This window comes from Tardiphaga sp. 866_E4_N1_4, assembly GCF_052076075.1.
Lineage (GTDB): Bacteria > Pseudomonadota > Alphaproteobacteria > Rhizobiales > Xanthobacteraceae > Tardiphaga > Tardiphaga robiniae.
The window spans coordinates 1,074,322-1,094,001 of the sequence record NZ_CP197242.1 but is presented as its reverse complement, the minus strand read 5'-3'; the positions used below and the strand labels follow the sequence as shown (position 1 = coordinate 1,094,001).

Sequence of the window (19,680 nt, the reverse complement as noted above, 5' to 3'; positions counted from 1 at the left end):
CAATCAGGAAACTCCGGCGCTTGATGCCGTTTCTCCGAGAAGCCAATCCGCCTGAAGCTGCGCCATATCGGCCCGCAGACGCGGCACGGCCCAGTCCAGGAAACATCGGACCTTCAACGGCTGCAGTCCGGCATCCGGATAGACAAGGCTGACCGGCAGTGGCTCCGGCGCGAAATCCGGTAACAGAATTTGCAGCCGGCCGGATTTCAACTCATCCGCCACCTGATAGCAGAGCACCCGGATGATCCCGATGCCAGCAAGCGCGGCCTGTATTGCCGCGTCCGTCGTATTCACGGCCAGCTTCGAGCGCGGCTCCACGACGAAGGCAGCGGTGTCTCGCCGATAGCGCCATTCGGGCGATGTCGCGAAGCCATTGAACGCAATTCCGTCATGCTGTGCCAGATCTTCCGGCACGCGCGGGATGCCATTCCGAGCCAGATAAGCGGGGCTGGCACAGATGACACGGTGAACGACGCCGACGCGCGTCGCGATCAGTGCATTGTCCTCCAGATGCCCGATGCGCAAGGCTAGATCGACATGCTCACTCGCGAGATCGATCTGCTTGTCGGCAAGCATGAGCCGCAACGAGATATCGGGCTGCTCCGCCAGGAAGGCCAGTGCGATGGGCAAAAGGTGACGCTGCCCGAATGCGATAGGGGCCGTGACATGGAGTACCCCACGCGGTGCATTGTATTCTCCAGCTGCCTCTCGCTCAGCCTCTTCCAACTGTCCGAGGATCCGTCGAGAGGCTGCGACATAGGCGCGGCCAGCATCGGTGAGCGTTAGCCTACGGCTGGTGCGTATGACCAACCGGGTGCCGAGATGCTGCTCAAGTTCGGCCACCTTGCGGCTGACCGTGGCGAGTGGTGCGCGCAGGTGCCGCGCACCGGCGGACAGGCTGCCAGCCTCGACAACAGCCAGCAGCACCGACATAGCCTCAAACCGGTCCATCATACCTTCCGAAGTTTGAGAGGATACCTCTTGCAGTCTTAGGATACCGCTTTTCGGATGGCGACTCTAGTTTCCGCGGAATCGGGGGCGTTGCCAAACGCGTGCCCTCAGGCACATGACGCGTGCGCCAAGGCTTGCGTCAACGATCAGGAAGGGCCAGCCATGACCAATCTCTCTCGTCGCGCGCTGATAGGCGGACTGGGTGTCGGAATAGTTGGTGGCGGCCTTCTTCCCGAGGTTGCCTCGGCCAAGAGTACAGCGGCGCCCGCAAAGGGTGCAGTGACGCCTTTGGCGCAGATCCAGATCGGCCGCTTCACCGTGACCGCGCTGACCGACGGCTATGCGGACATGCCTTACACCTATTTCCCCGGTCGCACGGCCGAACAGGTGGAACAGGCTGCAAAGGCCCAGTTCACGGCGCGGCCGAGCGGTGTCCGTTTCGTGTTCAATCAGTATCTGATCGAGGACGGCCAGCGCCGGATTCTGATCGATACCGGGCCGGCGGGCTCCATCGGCCAGACAGGTGCACTCCCGAAGGCCCTTGCCGCATTCGGCATCAGTCGCGATCAAATCGATTCAGTGATCGTGACGCATATGCATCAGGACCACATGGGAGGCCTGATCGTTGGCGGGAAGAAGAATTTTCCCAAGGCCGAGCTCTATGTCGACCGTCGCGACGTCGTGCATTGGACCGATCCGGCAAAGCAAGCCGGTGCGCCCGACTATCTGCAGCCCAGCTTCAAAATGGCGAACGAAGTCGTGCGTCTATATCCCAAGCTCCAGAAGATCGATGGCGAGCGCGAGATCGTGCGTGGCATTTCGATTGTGGATCTGACCGGTCATACGCCGGGCCATGTCGGCGTGCGGATCGCCGATGCCGGTCAGAGCCTCGTCATGGTATCAGACATGGTCTTCCCCGTGATCCATCCGAGCGCGACCGATGTGGGCTTCCTGTTTGAACAGGATCGACCGGCGGCGCAGGTAATGCGCGACAAGTTCTTTGCGCAGGCTGCTGCTGAAGGGGCGCTGATCGCGGCGACCCATATGCCCTTTCCGGGTCTCGGTCGCATCGTTTCGGATCGCGGGCAACTGCGCTGGCAGGTGGCGGACTGGGCCTTGCAGACTTGAACGCTTGTCTGAGCGCGAGCGAAACGCACCGGCACGCTACGACGGCTTTACAGGATTATCCGCATGGCATCGTCGCCCGCCAAATCAAGCGTCCTTGCAACGGGTGGGGGCGCAGCGCTAGATCTCACATTGAAAGCGCGACGAGGTATCTTAAAGGCTGAAAGTCCGTTCCATAGTAATTTGCGACTGCACTAGGATATGGTGGTGGATGTAAAAGCTAAATGAGTTTTGGGAAAAGATTTGCAACTCAAGCATCTTCAATACCTGGTTACTTTGGCCAAACAGCGCCATTTCGGCCGTGCGGCGAATGCTCTGCAGATCAGCCAATCCGCGCTCTCACAGGCCATTCAGCATCTGGAGAAGCATTTTAGCACGCCTATCGTCCTGCGGGACCAAAGTGGATTTCAGGGGTTCACGCGAGAAGGCGAGGCGATTCTCAGTTGGGCGCGCCAATCGCTTGCGGATCACGACAGGCTGTTGAATGCGAGGCACGAAAACGAAGTCGATCTAAAGGGCAGCTTGCGTCTCGCATTGTCGCCGGTGGCGATGACAATCACCTCGCTTCTGACTGCGCCTTTCGCGGAGCGCCATCCGGGCATCACGATTTCTGTTCAGTGCAAGACGATGCCGGAGATCGAGCGCGGTATTAAGGAGTTCGAATACGATGTCGGTGTCACCTATCTCGATGGTCTGACGCTCGGCGGGCTCCGGCCCTATACGCTCTACGACGAGGCCTATTATCTCTTGGTCCCGAAGGACCACTTCCTGAGCGACAGGGAAACGATCGACTGGCTCGAGGTCGGCGGATTGCCGCTGTGCCTGCTTAGCCCGAACCTCCATAACAGGGTGATCATCGACCGGATATTCGCCAGCGTGGGCGCTACGCCGAAAGCGGTGATCGAGACCAATTGCAGCCTCGGGCTCTTCGCCCATATGCGGACCGGAAACTGGCTGACCATCGTCCCGCATTCTTATTTCTATCTTTTGGGCGACTGGCTCTTCATCAGGTCGATTCCGATCGTCAATCCGTCGACGACGGCGACGATAGGTCTCGTGATTCATGAGCGGGACCCGATTTCGCCCAATGTCAGGGCATTCGTCGAGGTGGCGCAACAGGCGGCGATCGGCAAGCAGCTCGACCGATATCGGACTTGACGCTCATTCTGTCGCAGAAACGGCGCGACAAAGCGCCGTCCGATCCGCTGTTGCTTGGCAGCCAGCCGCGTTGGCGAGCCGGGACGTTGCAGCGTGATTAGTAAAAGTGAGAACGTTATTAGCCGTCTCTGCTCAACAATACCGCCTCCGAAGGAAACTATTTGGACTTGAGATCAAGCCGTCTTTGGCCGGATACATTCGCATCATCGCAACAAGAAAGTGCGGAAATGCGGACCTATCCCAAGTTCAAAGTCGCAGCTATGCATGCGAGCCCCGTTTTCCTCGATACCGCGAAGACCGTCGAAAAAGCATGTGCGCTGATCGAGGAAGCGGTCGACAACGGCGCCAACATGGTCGTGTTTCCGGAAGCGTTCATTCCATGTTTCCCGATCTGGCACTCACTCAGGGCACCCGGCCTGAACCATGACTATTTCCGCCGGCTGGCGGCCGCAGCCGTGCACGTTCCCGGCCCGGAAATCCGACGCTTGGCAGAGCTTGCCAAGCGCCGCGACGTGGTGATTTCGATGGGCATCAACGAGGGGACGACGGCAAGCATTGGCTGCCTGTGGAATACCAACATCCTGATCGGCAATGATGGGCGGCTCTTGAACCATCACCGCAAGATCGTCCCGACCTACATGGAAAAGCTGACATGGGCGAACGGTGACGGTGCAGGTCTGCGCGTCGTCGAAACCTCGCTGGGGCGGATCGGTGCTTTGATCTGTGCGGAAAACTGCAACCCGCTCGCGCGCCATGCTCTGATCGCGCAAGGCGAGCAGGTTCATATCGCCACCTATCCATCGAGCTGGATGAGCGGCGGCGGCATGAGCCTTGCGGAGGGCGTGCGGATTCGCACCGAGGCGCACTGCACCGAAGCCAAGGTCTTCACCATCGCCGCGTCGATGTACCTCACGGACAAGGCAAAGGACATTCTAGCGGAGGGCGACATGCAGCTTCGCGAGAAGCTCGAAGCCAGCGAGCGAAACCCGACAATGATCATGGGCCCCAGCGCCAAGCTGAAGGCGTCGGTCCTGAGAGATGAAGAAGGCATTCTCTACGCCGATATCGACGTCAACGATTGCATCTTGCAAAAGCAGTTCCACGACCTTTCCGGCTACATGAATCGCTTCGACATTTTCAATCTCACTGTCGATCGTTCGACAAACGATCCGGTGACCTTTGCGCCCGTGCGCGGGCGGCGCGAACATGTCGATCTCGATCTTACGGAAGATGCGCCAAATACGTGGTCACGCTCGCCTCAGGCTGCGGAGTAGCGCCGACAGATCGACGCCGAGATCTTTTTCTGCTCCCGATGTCGATGCCATCGACACACCAATAACGGATCAGCCTGTGACGACCGCCCGCATACAAGGAATCTTCACCGGTCGCGCGGCCCAGTTGGGCTCGGGCGGCGTGCTGAGCGCATTTGTGAAGAAGAGGGCAGGCGGTCCGGTGGAGGCAGGTATCGCGGGGTTCAGCGGCGACGAGCAAGCGGACTTGCGCGTGCACGGCGGCCCCGACATGGCGATCTATGCGTATAACCGCTCGCACTACGTCGCCTGGATGTCGGAGTTTCCGGAACATGCAGGGCTCTGGGGTGAAGGGGCCCTGGGCGAAAACCTGTCGATGGACGGTTGGGACGAGACCAATGTCTGCGCTGGCGATGTCGTGCATCTTGGCAGCGCGCTCCTCCAGGTTACGCGACCAAGGAAGCCCTGTTTCAAGCTCGCATTGCGCTTCAATGATCTGCGGCTGCCGCGGCGGCTGGTGGAGACCGGACGATGCGGATGGTACTACCGCGTACTCAGGAGCGGCGCGATCTCCGAGGGCGATGAAGCCGTTCTGGTAAGCCGCTTACATCCGGAATGGAGTATCCGGCGTATCAATGACCTCAGTATTCAGGTCGATGCGGATCCCGTCGAGCTGCGCGAACTCGCCGAGCTGCCCGAACTTGCGGGCAACTGGCGGGCGCAGGTGCAAGCAGTGGCTCTGGCCAGCGAGGCGGGGGCTCGAAAAAGTGCGTTCCGGACATTCAACGTCATCAGGGTGCTCGACGAAAGCGTCTCGATCCGCTCGTTCGAGCTTGCACCGGCCGACGGGGAGGGAATTGCGACAGCGGTGCCCGGCCAGCATCTCGTTGTCCGGGGCGACGTAGGTGGGCTCAAGACGTCGCGTCCCTACTCGATATCAGCGGTCGCCAACACGCATCTGCAGATCAGCGTCAAGCGTGAGATCGGCGGCTTTTCGGAATGGCTGCACAAGTCCATCACGGCAGGTGATCGGCTCGATGTTCTGGGGCCCCGCGGTTCGTTCAAGCTGGACATGGCGAGCGACTTGCCGCTGGTGCTGATTTCGGGCGGCGTCGGGATCACGCCGATGATGGCTATGTTGCAGGCGGCCACAACGAACAACGGAGCCAGAATCGTCCCTGCCAGTGTCGCGTTCATTCACTGCACGCGTGACTCCAGTCAGCAGGCATTCAAGGCACAGTTGTCGGACATTGCCGCGAGACATCCGGCAGTTGCCTTTCACACGCGTTTCAGCCGGCCGCTTTCGGCAGACCGGATCGGAAAGACGCATGACAGCGTTGGCCGGATCGACCGGGATCTGGTTCAGCAGACCGTCGCGCCTCTGGGTGCATCTAACGTCTATGTCTGCGGGCCCGATGCCTTCATGGCCGATGTCAGAGGATGGATCGAAGAGCTTAAGTCGCCGGGTATCCGGGTGATGACCGAAGTCTTCGGCCCGTCAGGAGGCACGACGCCTGTTGCCGAGCGTAAGACGCGGCCGAGCCGCTCGCGCGTCAACTTCATGCGATCCGGCCGCGTGCTGAAGATGACAGACGTCGGCTCGCTGCTCGATCTCGCCGAAGCCGAAGGCGTGGCGGTGGAAAGCGATTGTCGCTCCGGCATCTGCGGTGCCTGTGTTGCGAAGGTGATCTCTGGACAGGTCGCTTACGACGCGGAGCCCATTGCCTCTGTCGCTGAGGGAGAAGTTCTTCTGTGCTGCGGATTTCCTCTCGCTGAAGAGCTCGTCTTGGATCTCTAGATCGCGCCGGTATCAAGGAGCGCGATGTGCATCTTTGGAAGAGGGCGCTCCGAGCTCATCGGATTTTGTTCGAACTGCTGAGGAAAGTCGAAATGGACATGAACATCACCAGACGTCATGCGACCGCACTATTGATGGCTGCCCTCGGAGGCGGTCTTCGCTCTGCTCACGCCGAGGATTTGGCGCCACTGCGTATCGCACATGATCTGCCGATCGCGTGGCTTCCGCTGTATGTCGCGTATGAACGCAAGCTCTGGCAGAGCGAAGGGATCGGTGCGACCACTATCCCGTCGCCGCATGGCACCGCAACGCTGATATCTGTCGCCGGTGGAGCCGCGGATATCGGCGTCTCCACGGATATGTCGGTCTGCGTCGGCGCCTTCAGCAAGACGGCCGTCAAGATCATCGCGTCCTTCAATCAGGTCGAGAATATGGAGCTTGCCTGCACCAGTGCAATCCAGAGTCCCGCGGATCTGAAGGGAAAGCGCATTGCCGTCGTGCAGGCAAACCCATCGCAATATTACTTCTCCCTGCTCCTGAAGAAATACAATCTCGCTCCCACCGATGTGTCCCTCGTGCGACTGGGGCCGGCTGAAATGCTCTCGGCCCTGAACGGCGGATCGATCGATGGCTTCGTCTGGCAAGAGCCGTTTCTCACGCAGGCGGCCAAGACCGAAGGCAAGAAGTTTCACCGCCTCAGGGAGCCCGGGCTGAACAAGATCTTCGCGTCGATCATCGTCAACGAGAAGACATTGCGTGAGCGGCGGCCTGTGCTCGTGAAAGCCCTGCGAGCGCTCGATCACGCTTGCACATTCACGCGATCCAATGCCGCGGAATCGGTCCGGATCGGCGCGCAGTTCTCTCAAATGGATCCGGCAGTGGCCGCGGATGCGATCAGCCGCATGGAGATAGGACTGTCGCTGGACGCACCCGTCATGAAGGCGAAGATGATCGACCAGGCGAATTGGGCGATTGCCGAAGGCATCGCGCGGCCGGGGTCCGTTGTCCCTGACTACATGGATTATCTCGATCCGACCGTTCTGGCCGATGCGAGGCGCTCATGAGCTTGCATGTCCAACCGCAAGCATTTGCCGAGATCCCGAACTTCATCCAGATCGATTCCGTGTCCTACAGGTTCGACCCCAGGCAGCTTGCGCTGGGTAACGTCAAGCTGACTGTTCCGCTGGGGCAATTCGTTTGTCTGCTCGGCCCGAGCGGATGCGGCAAGACCACGTTGCTCAATCTGATCGCCGGCTTTCTGGTGCCGACCGAGGGATATGTGTTCGTCAACGGAAAGGTCGTGGACAGCCCCGGCCCTGACCGCGGCATGGTGTTTCAGGACTATTCGCTGTTTCCATGGCTGACAGTCCTGAAGAATATCGAGTTCGGGCCGGGCATTGCCGGCATGAGCGCGTCGAAGCGCCGCGAGCGCGCCATGCACTATCTCGAACTGGTGAATCTCGGACATATCGCCGATCGCTATCCGACCCAGCTTTCGGGAGGCATGAAGCAGCGTGTTGCGATCGCCCGGGCGCTCGCTGCCGGCCCCAAGGTCCTCTTGATGGACGAACCTTTCGCGGCACTCGACGCGATGACCCGCAGCCGACTTCAGCTCGAGCTGATCCGGATCCACGAACTCGAACGTCCGACGATCCTGTTCGTGACCCACAATATCGACGAAGCGATCCGGCTCGCCGATCGAGTCCTTGTGATGTCGCCCAATCCGGGTCGCGTCGTGTCCGATGTTATGATTGAACTGGAGAAGCCCCGTGCTCGCACCTCCGTCGAATTTGCTCGCCTCTACGACCGCTTCGAAACCGAAATCGGCCTGGAAAGCTCCTAGCGTCGGGATGGATACGAGAAAGCTCAAAGGCGTTGCGATCAGCGCGCTCGGGATCGGCGGCCTTTTCCTGCTCTGGCATCTGATTGCCACCAGCGGCCTGGTCGACCGGGTGATGTTGCCGTCGCCGGGGGAAGTGTTCGGCTCGGCACTTGCGATCGCTAAGACCGGAGAATTGCAGGATCATGTTCGGGCGAGCGTCTTCCGAATGGCGCTGGGCTATGCCGCCGGATCGTGCCTGGGAATCCTCATGGGGGTCATTCTTGGGCGCAGCAGGTTCATGGAATCGCTGCTAGGCCCGATCCTGCAGATGGCACGCGCGATTCCTCCGCTGGCGCTGGTGCCGCTCATCATCTTCTGGTTCGGGATCAATGAAGGCGCGAAGATCTCCTTGATCGGATGGGCAACGTTCTTCCCGGTCTGGATCAACACCCTGCTCGGTGTGAAAGGTGTCAATCCGCTGTTCATCCGTGCAGGACAAAGTCTCGGTGCGCGTCGCGGAACGCTGTTGCTCAAGGTCGTCATCCCTGCGGCGCTCGCGCCCATCTTTTCGGGCATGCGGGTAGCGCTCTCGATCTCATTCACGGTGCTGGTCGCTGCGGAACTGGCAGGCGCGCTTGCGGGACTAGGCTATCTGATCCAGACGTCCGCATTGTCGTTCCGCGTCGACAACATCTTCGTCGGCATCTTGGTGCTCGCAATTCTCGGATTCATCGCAGACACGCTGTTCATGCTGGTGCTGTACCGGCTTTTTCCTTGGTATAGGAGCGAGCAGACAGGAAAGTAATTAAGCTTGCCGATCGGATGTTCGCTTCTGGCGCAGAGCTGACGTCGAGATGCAAATTAGACCTATTTGATCTGACCCGTACTTGACCTGGCGTCGCCATCATCGGGTCCAGCGACCTTCGTGGAAATCGCGGTTGTTATTGCTCGTATTCACTTGAGGACAGCAGCGCTTCGAGAGATGTTCTCTGCCAAGGTCTTAAGGCTGGGCAGGAAGGTTTTTAGCAACTCACGTCGATCGATTGCAGACATGAAATAAGTCATGCCAACGGTCGCAAGCACCTTGTCGCCACTCATGATTGGGACGGCGATCGTCCCGGATGAGCGAGGGTCGACGGCACGATCCCGCTCGGCATAGCCTTGCTTCCGGATTGATCTCAGCATCGACAATGTCTGTGCGCGATCCCCGATGAGTTGATCTTCATCATCCGTCGATCGCGAAAGGAGATCGAGCAACATCAGACGCTCCCCGATGGGGCAGAATGCCAGATAGGCGCGACCCAGTGCGCGGCGCAGCAGGCTGAGATGCATGTTGATCGTTCCGTGGAACGGCGACACTGGACTGTCCGCAATGGTGCTGAAGCGCACGACCACGGACGTGTGGTCGAGAACGCCGATCGCCAACGGCCACTGATGCTGTGACGTAAAGGACAGCGCCCAGGGTCGCGCGGCTTCGACCACCAGTGGGTCGCCGTGAAAGCCGTTGCTCAGGGATTTGACGCGCGACGCCACCGTGTAGCCGCCTTGCCTGCGGTCATTGGCGGCATAGCCCATGGCGCACAGCGATTTCATCAGCCGAACGATGGTCGACTTCGGCAGGCCCGTCGCGAGATGAAGGATCTGGATCGACGCGACGCGATGCCGGTTCAACTCCTCCAGCAGGATGAGCGTGCGGGCTGCCGCTTCGACCTTCGGTGAACGGGGGGCCATACCAAGATTCCACTCTGCGGAACGCTGGCGAATAGATATGGCAAATGGCCCGGCTGGTTGCAATATCGGCCCAACAGAATGCGCCGGTGTCCTTCAGGCCACCGAAGCGCAACCGTGTCGTGGGGGGAAGTGCCGTGTCTTGCGGAGAGGTCAGGGCGCCAATGGCGTCGTCGCGCCGCATCAGTATCGCGTGGCAATCAGTTCACCTGCCATGTCCGGAAAACGTCGGGCGCTATTGCGATCTGTCGCGTACGCGCCGACGCGGGAGGGCCGCGCGATGAGGCGTGGGCTACGGCCCCACCATTCATCGGCAGATTGCCATTTTCTCAGAACCAGCATCCACTGAAGGGCAGCCATCATGGCCGAGAATTCCGTTTCATATCCTGACACTGTCGCGCTCCCGCCGCTCTCGCGTCCGAAGGAGGTCGAGGAGCTGCTGGTCGATGCGATCGATCTGCATTGCCACAGCGGGCCTGCCGCGATGCCGCGGATACTTGATCACCATGAGGAGATGCTGGACGCTGCCGCGGCGGGTTTTCGCGCGGTGCTGTATAAGGATCACTTCTATCCCGGAATGGCGCATGCCATCATTCTGGAAAAGCTGTTTCCGCAGCTCGGCGTTCACTTGTATTCGGGCGTGGCGCTGAACAATGCATCCGGCGGCATCAATCCGCACGCGGTCGATCATGCGATCAAGCTCGGCGGCAAGATCGTCTGGATGCCGACGTTGTCAGCCGCAAACCATATCAATGTTCAGGCCAGCGGTCAGGCCAAGACATTCCCGAAGACATCCCAGAAGATGCTGGATCCGATCCCGCTCACGGCGCTGGACGCCAACGGCAAGCTCACGGATGACACGAAGAAGGTCATCGATCTGATCGCGGAGGCCAACATCATCCTGGCTGGCGGTCACCTCCACGTCTCGGAGCAGCACGTCCTCTTCGAGGAGGCCAAACGCCGCGGCGTCAAGAAGATGATGGTCAATCATCCGACTTACGTGGTCGGCTTTGCCGATAGCGATATTCGCCAGTTGGTCGCGCTCGGCGTGACGATGGAACATTCCATCTGCATGTTCATCGAAGGCAAGTCCAAGAAGTTCAGCGGGGACGATCTGGCCCACCTCATCGAGGTCGCCGGCGTGGATAGTACCATTCTGTCGTCCGATCTGGGCCTGCTCGGTTCGCAGCGTCCGGTGGATGGTTTCCGTCGCGTCACGCAGATGCTGCTCGATCTGCAGATGCCGCACGCCTCGATCAGGAAACTGATCAGCGAGAACGCGGCGGCATTTCTCGATCTGCCGGCGAAGCGCGCCGCTCAATAGAATCCTGACCGACAAGAACGACCGGGGAAGGTCGGCCAACAAGATCGACGAGGAAACCATGAACGTGGATCGCGAAAGCGAAGAAGCCCTGATGAATCGCGTCATGTGGCGGGTCATGCCGCTTGTGATGGCGATGATGATGCTGGCCGTGATCGACCGGTCGAATGTCGGCTACGCCAAACTGCAGATGGCCAGCAGCCTGGGCATGTCCGAGACCGTGTACGGACTGGCGTCCTCGCTGTTCTTTATCGGCTATTCGTTCTTTGAAATCCCGAGCGCGCTGGCCGCGCACAGGCTCGGTGCGCGGCTCTGGTTTGCGCGTATCCTGCTGACATGGGGCATGCTGACGGTGCTGCTGGGTTTCAGCATGACCGGCTCGATGTTTGCGGCGGTGCGCTTCCTGGTCGGCGTGGCCGAGGCGGGCGCGTATCCGGGCATCATCTTCTACCTCACGCTCTGGTTTCCCAAGCGCTACCGCGTGCAGGCCGTGGCGCTTCTCACCATCGGCAGTCCGCTCGGCAACATGTTCGGCTCGCTGTTCGGCGGCATCCTGCTGGATTTCGACGGCATGCTCGGTCTAGCCGGCTGGCAATGGGTCTTCATCGCCACCGGCGCGCCTGCGGCTATCCTGTTCGTTCTGGTGATGCGCTATCTTCCCGACAACCCGCAGACGGCCGGTTTCCTGTCGTTCGATGAGAAGGCGCGGCTGGCGGACGCGCTCAGTCGTGATGAAATCGCCACCACGATGCACACCAGTCCGCTCCGCGTCCTGATTGACGCAAGGGTGTGGTGGTTTTCGTTCGTCTACACGCTGATCACGCTGTCGCTCTACGGAATCATCTATTGGTTGCCAACGGTGGTCAAAGGGTTCGGCACGACCGGCACGCAGAACGGTGTGCTGAATGCACTGCCATGGGCGGTGGCTGCCGCGGTCCTTGTCTGGCTCCCGCGCCATCTGCGCGAGCACCGCACAGTCCTGATCGGCATGGCGGTGATCGCCCTGTGCGGAATGGGGGCGTTCTTCACCTCGACCCTGCTGACCGAGAACTGGATGCGTTATGTGGCGCTCGCGGTCGGCACCCCATGCGTCTCGCTGATGTTTCCGTGCTTCTGGTATCTGCCGTCGCAGATCTTCAAGGGAGCACATGCGGCGGCGGCGATTGCAGCCATCAGCACGATCGGCAGTCTCGGTGGCTTTGCTGCGCAGAATCTCATGCCGTGGGTCGCGAGCTTGTCGGGCAGTGCGCTGGCTGCGATGTCGGTACCCGCCCTCAGCCTGGGTCTGCTTGCCGTCAGCGCGTTCGCGATGTTGCTGACATGGCGCGTCCTGCCGAAGACCGACGGCGAGAGCGAGGTCACTGTTACGGCTGCTGCCGCTCGCCGGCAGACCGCGTCATGACGACTCTTCCGTCGGACATGCGGGCGGTCAGGATGGCCCGCTTTGGCGGTCCCGAGGTGTTGACGCTCGGTGAAGAGGCCTTGCCGACGCTGGCGCGCGGCGAAGTGCTGGTGCGTGTGGTGGCGGCCGGCGTGAACCGGCCAGACATCCAGCAGCGCCGCGGACTCTATCCGCCGCCGCCCGGCGCAACGGAAATTCCCGGCCTCGATATCGCGGGCATCGTGGTCGCGACGGCGCCTGACGTGAACTGGCCGCGGGTCGGCAGTGCGGTCTGCGCGCTGGTCACCGGCGGCGGCTATGCGGAGTATTGCAGCGTGCCTGCCGTGCAATGCATGTCGATCCCTCGGGGATACGACTTCGCGCAAGCGGCGGTACTTCCCGAGGTGCTGTTCACCTGCTGGAACAACGTCATTCTTCTCGGCAAGTTGGCGGAGGGTGAGAGCATCCTCGTACAGGGTGGCACCAGCGGTGTCGGCATGGCGACCATCCAGATCGCAAAGCTGCTGCGATCGGCGCGTGTCTTCGCCACGGCCGGGTCGGAAACCAAGCGTCAGATCTGTCGCGATCTCGGCGCGGAGATCGCGCTCGACTATCGCTGCGATTGGGTCAAGCCGCTGGTGGAAGCGACGCAGGGGCAGGGCATCAACGTCATCCTCGACTCGCAGGCTGGTCCTTACACCAATCTGGAGCTGGAACTGCTGGCCTTCGATGGTCGTCTTGTCCTGATCGCGAGCCACCTCGGTGAGCGCGCCGACATCAATGTCCGGCAGATCGTGCGCCGCCGGCTGACGCTGACGGGGTCGACGATACGGCCACGACCGCCGGAATACAAAGGCTGGATTGCCAAGGCCCTGATGCGCGAGGTCTGGCCATTGCTTGAGGATCGGCGGATGCGGCTCAGCATCTGCGCGGCATTTCCGCTGGAGGACATGGCCAAGGCGCATGCCCTGATGGATGCCAATGAACAGATCGGCAAGGTCGTGCTGATTGTCGATCCGGCCCTTGCCTATGTGGTGCCGGACGGTCGACAGAACTAGAGCACGAAAGACGACGTGATGAGTGATGTCCTGTCAACGCCGGTCGCGGCGGCCGAGAAGTTTCTCGCCGATCTGTTCGAGCGCGCCGGCCTTCCATTGCCGGCGTCCAGACAGATCGCATGTGCGCTGGTAGACGCCGATGTCGCAGGTCTCCCGTCGCACGGCCTGTCGCAGGCGGACATGTATATTCGCCGGCTTCGCCTCGGGAGCGTGTCGTCCGCCGTGAAGCCGATTGTGGTTGAGAGCCGCGCGGCAATGGCTGTGCTCGATGCGCAGGGCATGTTCGGCCATCTGGCGGGTGATGCGGCCATCCAGATAGCCATTGAGCGCAGTAAAGAGACGGGTGTCGGTGTCGTGGCCGTTCGCAACAGTTTTCACTTCGGTGCGGCGGCCCGGTATATCCGCCAGGCAAGTGCCCGTGATTGCATCGGCATCGCCATGTGCAACACCAAGCCGATGATGCCGGCTCCTGGCGGTCTGGAGAAACTGGTCGGTAACAATCCTCTCTCGATCGCTCTTCCGGTGTCCGACGGGCCCGAGTTTGTCCTGGACATGGCGCTGAGTGAGGCAGCGCTCGGCAAGATCCGCGTCTATGAGCGGGAAGGGAATCCGCTCCCGCCGACATGGGCTGTCGACCGCAACGGCGAGCCTACGACGGATGCCAAGGCCGCGATCGACGGCATGCTGTTGCCGTCGGGCGGCGCGAAGGGCTTCGGCCTGTCGCTGGCGATCAATCTGATGTGCAGCCTGCTGTCGCAGGGGCCCGGCGGCGATGAGGTTGCGCCGCTCTATGGCGACCTTTCGAAGCCGTTTCTGTGTTCGCTGCTGTTTCTGGCGATCGATATCGAACACTTCCGGTCGACTGAAGACTTCCGCAATGAAGCGTCCGCCGAGCTCGCGAAAATTCGCGCGTCGCGCGCGCAGGCGCCGCCACGTACGCCGGGTGAACGCAGTTGGACGAAGCGCCAGGGCGATGACGGGCGGATCGATATTCCACGCGCATTGTCCACGACGTTGAACGCGCTGGCAGAGGAAATCGGATCGCCGGAGCGTCTGCCGTCTTAACGGTACGCGCTGCCTAAAAGCATCACCGTAAGAATTAAAATGAGACCGGCCGTCATGTCGACGGCCGCAGAACGGACAGGAGCAGGGGCGATGCAGGCGCCGCGTCAAAAGGTTTTCATCACTTGCGCCGTCACCGGCAATCTGACCACCCCGGAGCAGACACCGCATCTGCCGATCACGCCGGCGGAAATCGCCGAGGCCTGTCTCGGGGCGGCCGAGGCCGGCGCCGCCATCGTGCATATCCATGTGAGGGAGCCTTCCACCGGGAAGCCTTCCATGGAGCTCGAATATTACCGGGACGTGGTTGACCGGATACGCGCGAAAAACACCCAGCTGATCCTCAACATCACCACGGGCCCCGGCGGCCGTTTCGTTCCATCCACGGACCAGCCACGCGTCGCAGCGGCGGGAACGACGCTGATTGCACCTGAAAAACGTGTCGAGCACATCGCCGCGCTTCGCCCGGATATCTGTACCCTCGATCTCAACACCATGAATTCGGGCAGGGAAGTCGTCATCAATACGCCCGGCAATGTCAGGCGGATGGCGAAGGTGATCCGTGAGGCCGGGGTAAAGCCGGAAATCGAGCTGTTCGATTCCGGCGATATCGCGCTGATGAATGATCTGCTGAAGGACAACACACTCGACGGGCCCGTACTCTGTTCCTTCGTCATGGGGGTTCGTTATGGCTTCCAGCCAAGTCCTGAGACGGTCATCTACGCCCGCAACATGCTGCCGCCGGATGCTCAGTTCACCGCAATCGGGATCGGCAAGACGTCATTCCACAATGTCGCGCAATCCTATCTGTGCGGCGGACACGTTCGCGTTGGTCTGGAAGACGCCGTCTATTTGTCGCGCGGACAACTCGCGCCATCGAATGCTGCCATGGTGGAGAAGGCCCGGCGCATCGTCGAGGAACTCGGCGGAGCGATCGCACCGCCACGCGAGGCGCGGGAGATCATCGGCCTTCCCACCCGCCTAGCGGCAAGCTGACGGAGGTCTGCTGGATGACGCGTCTCAACGTTACCGTCGGCCGAACGGCCCTCAAGAATCCGCTGATTGCCGGATCCGCGGAGCATCATATCGACCCCGAAGGCGTACGTCGTGCGCTGCGCGCCGGCGTTGGCGCGGTGGTGGTCAAGTCCATCAACGAATCCGAGCGCGGCCGTGACCAGCTGCAGCGCGCCGAATACATGCTGCTCGACAGCGAGTGGCGCGAAATGGCGTGGACGCCGAATGCGCCTGACACGGCATTCATCGCCTGTCGCTCTGGCCTGACGCCGCAGAGCTTCGATGCGTGGCTCGATCAGACGGTCCAGCTCGATCGCGAGGCCAGCCAGGTCGAATCCTATGCGGTCGCGAGCCTGATCGTTGCGGACCTCGCGCGAACGGTCGAGATGGCCAGACAGGTCGAGCAGGCGGGCCTGCGCGTCCTTGAGCTGAATATCGGCACGCCCTATGCCAGTCAGGCGAAAGGCGTGGTGTCCACCGAACTCGATCCCGAGCGGGTGTCCATGATCGTGTCTGCGGTACGGCAGGCGATCGGCATTCCGCTATGGGTCAAGATCACCGGACAGAGCGAGCGCGTGCCGGACCTGGCAGATGCAGCATTTCGCGCGGGCGGCGAAACCGTGGTGATGGCCGGGCGGCTGCTCGGCTTCGTGCCTGATGTCGAGACGCTGCAGCCGTTTCTGGGAACGACGCTGGGCGTCGGAGGATACTGGAATCTGCCGCTGACGTGTCACTGGCTGGCTGTGTCGCGGCAACAGCTTGGCGGCGACAAGCCGCTGATTGCGACCAATGGCGCACGCAGCGGTCTCGATGTCGCGCGCATGATGCTCGCCGGCGCCAGCGCGGTAGAGATGGCATCGGCGGTGATGCTGCGTGGCGCGGCCGTGCTGTCATCCGCGCTGGATGAACTCGACGCTTACCTGCGCGGCAAGCGAATGACCGCTGCCGAACTGGTTGGCAGGGCTGCAGACCAGCGCAAGACATTCGCTGACATGCCGCTGCGCATCGACAACTGGAGAAAATACATTGCCGATCAGCTTTAACGCGGGCGCGCCGTCCGCGCGCTGCGCTTGACGGGCGGTGGTTGATGAGCGCCGCGTCCGTGCCCGAGCTTGTGCGAGATCTGGCGTGCCGCCTCGATGAGCTGGGCGACGTCGGACGGCCGTGTCTTCTCCGGCAGGACCTGGATCGATGCCACGATGGCGACCGAGGCGATGCAGGCATCCTGCGCGTCGAAGATCGGCGCGGCCACCGCATTCATCCCGATCAAGCTCTGCTCGGGGGCCGTGGCAAAACCAAGACGCACGATCTCCAGATATTCCTGTTCGAGCTTGCGGACGGACACGATGGTCTTGTCGGTAAAACGCTGCAAGGGCTGCGCGAGGACGCGCGCCCTCATGGGGCTGGGGGCGAAAGCCAACAGGACCTTTCCCTGTGCCGACGCATGGAAGGTCAATTCGCTCCCCGGGCGAACGCCGAGTTCAATCGCCGCCGTGCCCGACAGCTTGTGCAGGATCAATGCGCCGCGCGGCGTCATCTCGGAAAGAACGACGAAATGGCCAAGGGCATCGCGCAACTGCCGCATCGGACCTTCCGCGAGCTGGATGAGATCCGCATCAGGCGCGTGCCGGGCGAGCAACCGGCCCTTCGGACCGATGCTGTAGCGCGAGGTGCTGGAGTTCTGCGTGAGATAGCCGCGGTCGACCAGCGTCTGCAGATGCCGATGCACCGATCCCTTCGTCATGCCCAGACGGTCGGCGATCTGCGTCACGCCCAGTTCATCGTCCGAGAATGCAACGGCTTCCAGTACGTCGATGGCCAGTTGCACGGAGTGGACGCCGGTTGATGCTGAATCGCTCATCGTTTCTCAACTTCGTGTTCGCCTGTGCTGAACAACGTAGCGAACTGGAATGCAAGTGCAATGTGATTGATGCGTGGAGCATCGCGGGGACAAGCCCCGAAACTATTGACACGACCGTGCGCTGACCACTATCCTTAAACGAAACGATGTTCCGCGCTCGCGAACATCGACGAAATCGACGGCCTTCAAGGTCGGCGGGATAAAATGCGGTGAGGGAATGACAGAGATAACTGACCCCAAGGTCGAGGCGCGCATCGACGCGTTGCTGAAAGGGGCGATTGATCCGCATGTGCATAGCGGGCCGTCCATCGCGCCGCGCGGCATCGACCACGTCACGTTGCTTCGGCAGGCCTCGCAGGCGGGTTTCGCCGCGGTCGTTACCAAGGATCACGACTACAGCGGTGTCATGACGGCCGAGCTGATCCGGCAGCACTTTCCCGAGCTGAAGACGAAGATCTATTCCAGCATCGTGCTCAATAATGTGGTGGGCGGTCTCAACCCCTACGCGGTTGAGCACACCGCTGCGCTGGGTGGCAGGATCGTCTGGCTTCCCACGCTGGCCGCCGCAAACCATCTGCGATGGCAGGCGTCTGCTCAATGGGTGCACCCGGCTTCCACCGAGCGGATGCGACCGGTTACCGCCATTCCCGTGCTGAACGACGACAAGTCGGTACGCGACGACATGAAGGAAATTCTCGATATCGTCGCGCGCAACGACATGGTGCTGGCCAGCGGTCACCTGCATGTCAGCGAGACCTGGCTGATCTTCGAAGAGGCGCAGCGCCGCGGTGTCAAGCGTCTGGTGTTCACTCATCCGGAGGACATCGTCGACGCGTCGTTGAACGACGTTAAAGGCATCGCGGCGATGGGGGCCTTCGTCGAGCACTCGCTCTGCATGTTCCTCGATGGCTGCAAGTTCAAGAGCCGTGAGGCCGAGGATCTGCGCGACCAGATCGAGGCCGCGGGCGTGGGGCAGACGATACTGTGCTCCGACCTTGGCCAGACCGGAACCTTCAGCCCGCTCGACGGATTCCGCCGCGGCATCAGGCTCTGCATGGATCTGGGCTACGACGACGATCAGATCCGCAAGATGGTCTCCAGCAACACCGCGCGCGCGCTTGGCATCGAAGCGGATGTAGCTGCGGCGCGGGCCAGTTAGCCTTCCGGACAAGATACAGACTCAGGCCGGCGCATCGTGAAAGGCCGGCTCCCAGAATTGACACCAAGGGAGATTCCACATGTACGACACCACCGATCCGAGGGCCAAGCTTGCGCCCGCAGCCGCAGGCGCCGCGCCGGCAGGTCCTTTCGGTCAGGCCGAATATCTCCGCTTCTACGACGAGCCGCCGCAGGAGGATGGGCCGTCAGGCAGGAGCTGGTATGGGCGCGGGCAGAACTTCCTAGTCGTGCATACGGAGGGAAAAGCCGGCGGTGTGCTGGCGCGTGAGGAGCAGCCGGACGAATACGCCGTGCTGTTGTCCGACCCCAAGGTGGTCGTGGAGATCACCACGGCGGAGGGCACGAAGCGCGTCAACGGCCGGTCGCTGGCCTTCGTGCCGCCAGGACAGTCAAGCATCAAGATCATTGAAGCCGGCAAGATCGTTCGCATCTTCACCACGCGGTCGGAGGATCTTGCGGCGAAATGCGCCAATGCAGCATCATATGCCACGGCCAAGCCCTACGTCGCACCGCTGGTGCCGTGGCCCGCGCCGAAAGATGGCTTTCGTCTGCGCGTCTACAGCCTCGACGTGCCGCCGGAGCCGGGCCGCTTCGGTCGCATCTGGCGCTGCACCACCATCATGGTGAACTATCTCGACGGCTATAACGGCCCCCGCGATCCCAGCAAACTGTCGCCGCACCATCACGACGATTTCGAGCAGTGCTCGCTCGCGGTTGAAGGGGAGTTCATTCACCATCTGCGCTGGCCCTGGACGATCAACAAGAAGAACTGGCGCAAGGACGATCACGAACTGTGCAAGACCCCGTCCATCGCAGTCATTCCGCCCCCCTCGATCCACACAACCGAGGCCTGTGGGAGTGACTTCAATCAGCTCGTCGACATCTTCTGTCCGCCGCGGCTCGACTTCTCGCAGAAGTCCGGCTGGATTCTGAACGCCGATGAATATCCGATGCCGTAACCGGCAGTCCACC

The 19,680-nt window shown here is 61.3% G+C and carries 18 protein-coding genes and 1 pseudogene; 16 read left to right on the top strand and 3 right to left on the bottom strand.

The window, feature by feature from the left end:
• Positions 1–3: 3 nt before the first annotated feature.
• Positions 4–951, bottom strand: coding sequence for a LysR family transcriptional regulator (locus AB8B20_RS05480; protein ID WP_439071906.1), 948 nt, complete (start codon positions 949–951; stop codon positions 4–6).
• Positions 952–1,113: 162 nt separating this feature from the next.
• On the opposite strand from AB8B20_RS05480, the gene AB8B20_RS05475 reads away from it, so the two are divergent.
• The 8 genes and pseudogenes from AB8B20_RS05475 (at position 1,114) to AB8B20_RS05440 (ending at position 8,909) form a co-directional block, all read left to right on the top strand.
• Positions 1,114–2,079, top strand: coding sequence for an MBL fold metallo-hydrolase (locus tag AB8B20_RS05475; RefSeq protein ID WP_439071905.1), 966 nt, complete (start codon positions 1,114–1,116; stop codon positions 2,077–2,079).
• Between the two features lie 228 nt (positions 2,080–2,307).
• Positions 2,308–2,496: pseudogene (locus AB8B20_RS05470) on the top strand (LysR family transcriptional regulator); the annotation flags it as partial.
• A 60-nt stretch (positions 2,497–2,556) separates the two neighbouring features.
• Complete coding sequence (locus AB8B20_RS05465) at positions 2,557–3,234, top strand: LysR family transcriptional regulator substrate-binding protein (protein ID WP_439073030.1); 678 nt, start codon at positions 2,557–2,559, stop codon at positions 3,232–3,234.
• A gap of 227 nt (positions 3,235–3,461) precedes the next feature.
• Complete coding sequence (locus AB8B20_RS05460; protein ID WP_439071904.1) at positions 3,462–4,508, top strand: carbon-nitrogen hydrolase family protein; 1,047 nt, start codon at positions 3,462–3,464, stop codon at positions 4,506–4,508.
• Positions 4,441–6,282 carry an MOSC domain-containing protein gene (locus AB8B20_RS05455; RefSeq protein WP_439090617.1) on the top strand — a complete coding sequence of 614 codons (1,842 nt, stop codon included), beginning with the start codon at positions 4,441–4,443 and terminating at the stop codon, positions 6,280–6,282. The genes AB8B20_RS05460 and AB8B20_RS05455 overlap by 68 nt, the downstream gene beginning before the upstream one ends.
• 92 nt (positions 6,283–6,374) lie before the next feature.
• Positions 6,375–7,346 (top strand): ABC transporter substrate-binding protein, encoded by a 972-nt coding sequence (locus tag AB8B20_RS05450; protein ID WP_439071902.1) that lies wholly within the window; start codon positions 6,375–6,377, stop codon positions 7,344–7,346.
• The gene (locus AB8B20_RS05445; protein WP_439071901.1) at positions 7,343–8,125 is read left to right on the top strand and encodes an ABC transporter ATP-binding protein; all 783 of its coding nucleotides are present in this window, start codon (positions 7,343–7,345) and stop codon (positions 8,123–8,125) included. Before AB8B20_RS05450 ends, AB8B20_RS05445 begins: the two co-directional genes overlap by 4 nt.
• A gap of 7 nt (positions 8,126–8,132) precedes the next feature.
• Entirely contained in the window at positions 8,133–8,909 is a 777-nt protein-coding gene (locus AB8B20_RS05440; protein ID WP_439071900.1) for an ABC transporter permease, read from the top strand.
• A 149-nt stretch (positions 8,910–9,058) separates the two neighbouring features.
• Here AB8B20_RS05440 and AB8B20_RS05435 read toward each other — a convergent pair whose 3' ends face one another.
• The gene (locus AB8B20_RS05435; protein WP_439071899.1) at positions 9,059–9,835 is read right to left on the bottom strand and encodes a DNA-binding transcriptional regulator; all 777 of its coding nucleotides are present in this window, start codon (positions 9,833–9,835) and stop codon (positions 9,059–9,061) included.
• 358 nt (positions 9,836–10,193) lie between these two features.
• Here AB8B20_RS05435 and AB8B20_RS05430 point away from each other — a divergent pair, with 358 nt between their 5' ends.
• The 6 genes from AB8B20_RS05430 to AB8B20_RS05405 all read left to right on the top strand — a co-directional run bounded on the left by AB8B20_RS05430 (position 10,194) and on the right by AB8B20_RS05405 (position 16,711).
• Positions 10,194–11,156 (top strand): DUF6282 family protein, encoded by a 963-nt coding sequence (locus AB8B20_RS05430; protein WP_439071898.1) that lies wholly within the window; start codon positions 10,194–10,196, stop codon positions 11,154–11,156.
• Between the two features lie 58 nt (positions 11,157–11,214).
• Positions 11,215–12,555 carry an MFS transporter gene (locus tag AB8B20_RS05425; RefSeq protein ID WP_439071897.1) on the top strand — a complete coding sequence of 447 codons (1,341 nt, stop codon included), beginning with the start codon at positions 11,215–11,217 and terminating at the stop codon, positions 12,553–12,555.
• Positions 12,552–13,592, top strand: coding sequence for an NAD(P)H-quinone oxidoreductase (locus AB8B20_RS05420; protein ID WP_439071896.1), 1,041 nt, complete (start codon positions 12,552–12,554; stop codon positions 13,590–13,592). The genes AB8B20_RS05425 and AB8B20_RS05420 overlap by 4 nt, the downstream gene beginning before the upstream one ends.
• Positions 13,593–13,610: 18 nt before the next feature.
• On the top strand, positions 13,611–14,657 hold the full coding sequence (locus tag AB8B20_RS05415; protein WP_439071895.1) for an Ldh family oxidoreductase: 1,047 nt from the start codon (positions 13,611–13,613) through the stop codon (positions 14,655–14,657).
• A 90-nt stretch (positions 14,658–14,747) separates the two neighbouring features.
• On the top strand, positions 14,748–15,650 hold the full coding sequence (locus AB8B20_RS05410) for a 3-keto-5-aminohexanoate cleavage protein (protein WP_439071894.1): 903 nt from the start codon (positions 14,748–14,750) through the stop codon (positions 15,648–15,650).
• 14 nt (positions 15,651–15,664) lie between these two features.
• A complete protein-coding gene (locus AB8B20_RS05405; RefSeq protein WP_439071893.1) occupies positions 15,665–16,711 on the top strand; it encodes a tRNA-dihydrouridine synthase in 1,047 nt (348 codons plus the stop codon).
• Here AB8B20_RS05405 and AB8B20_RS05400 read toward each other — a convergent pair.
• A complete protein-coding gene (locus tag AB8B20_RS05400; protein WP_089265626.1) occupies positions 16,708–17,529 on the bottom strand; it encodes an IclR family transcriptional regulator in 822 nt (273 codons plus the stop codon). The two genes, AB8B20_RS05405 and AB8B20_RS05400, sit on opposite strands and share 4 nt — an antisense overlap.
• Before the next feature lie 217 nt (positions 17,530–17,746).
• Between AB8B20_RS05400 and AB8B20_RS05395 the strand changes: the two genes are divergently transcribed.
• Complete coding sequence (locus tag AB8B20_RS05395) at positions 17,747–18,688, top strand: DUF6282 family protein (protein ID WP_439071892.1); 942 nt, start codon at positions 17,747–17,749, stop codon at positions 18,686–18,688.
• A 79-nt stretch (positions 18,689–18,767) separates the two neighbouring features.
• Positions 18,768–19,667, top strand: coding sequence for a hypothetical protein (locus AB8B20_RS05390; RefSeq protein WP_439071891.1), 900 nt, complete (start codon positions 18,768–18,770; stop codon positions 19,665–19,667).
• Positions 19,668–19,680 lie beyond the last annotated feature (13 nt).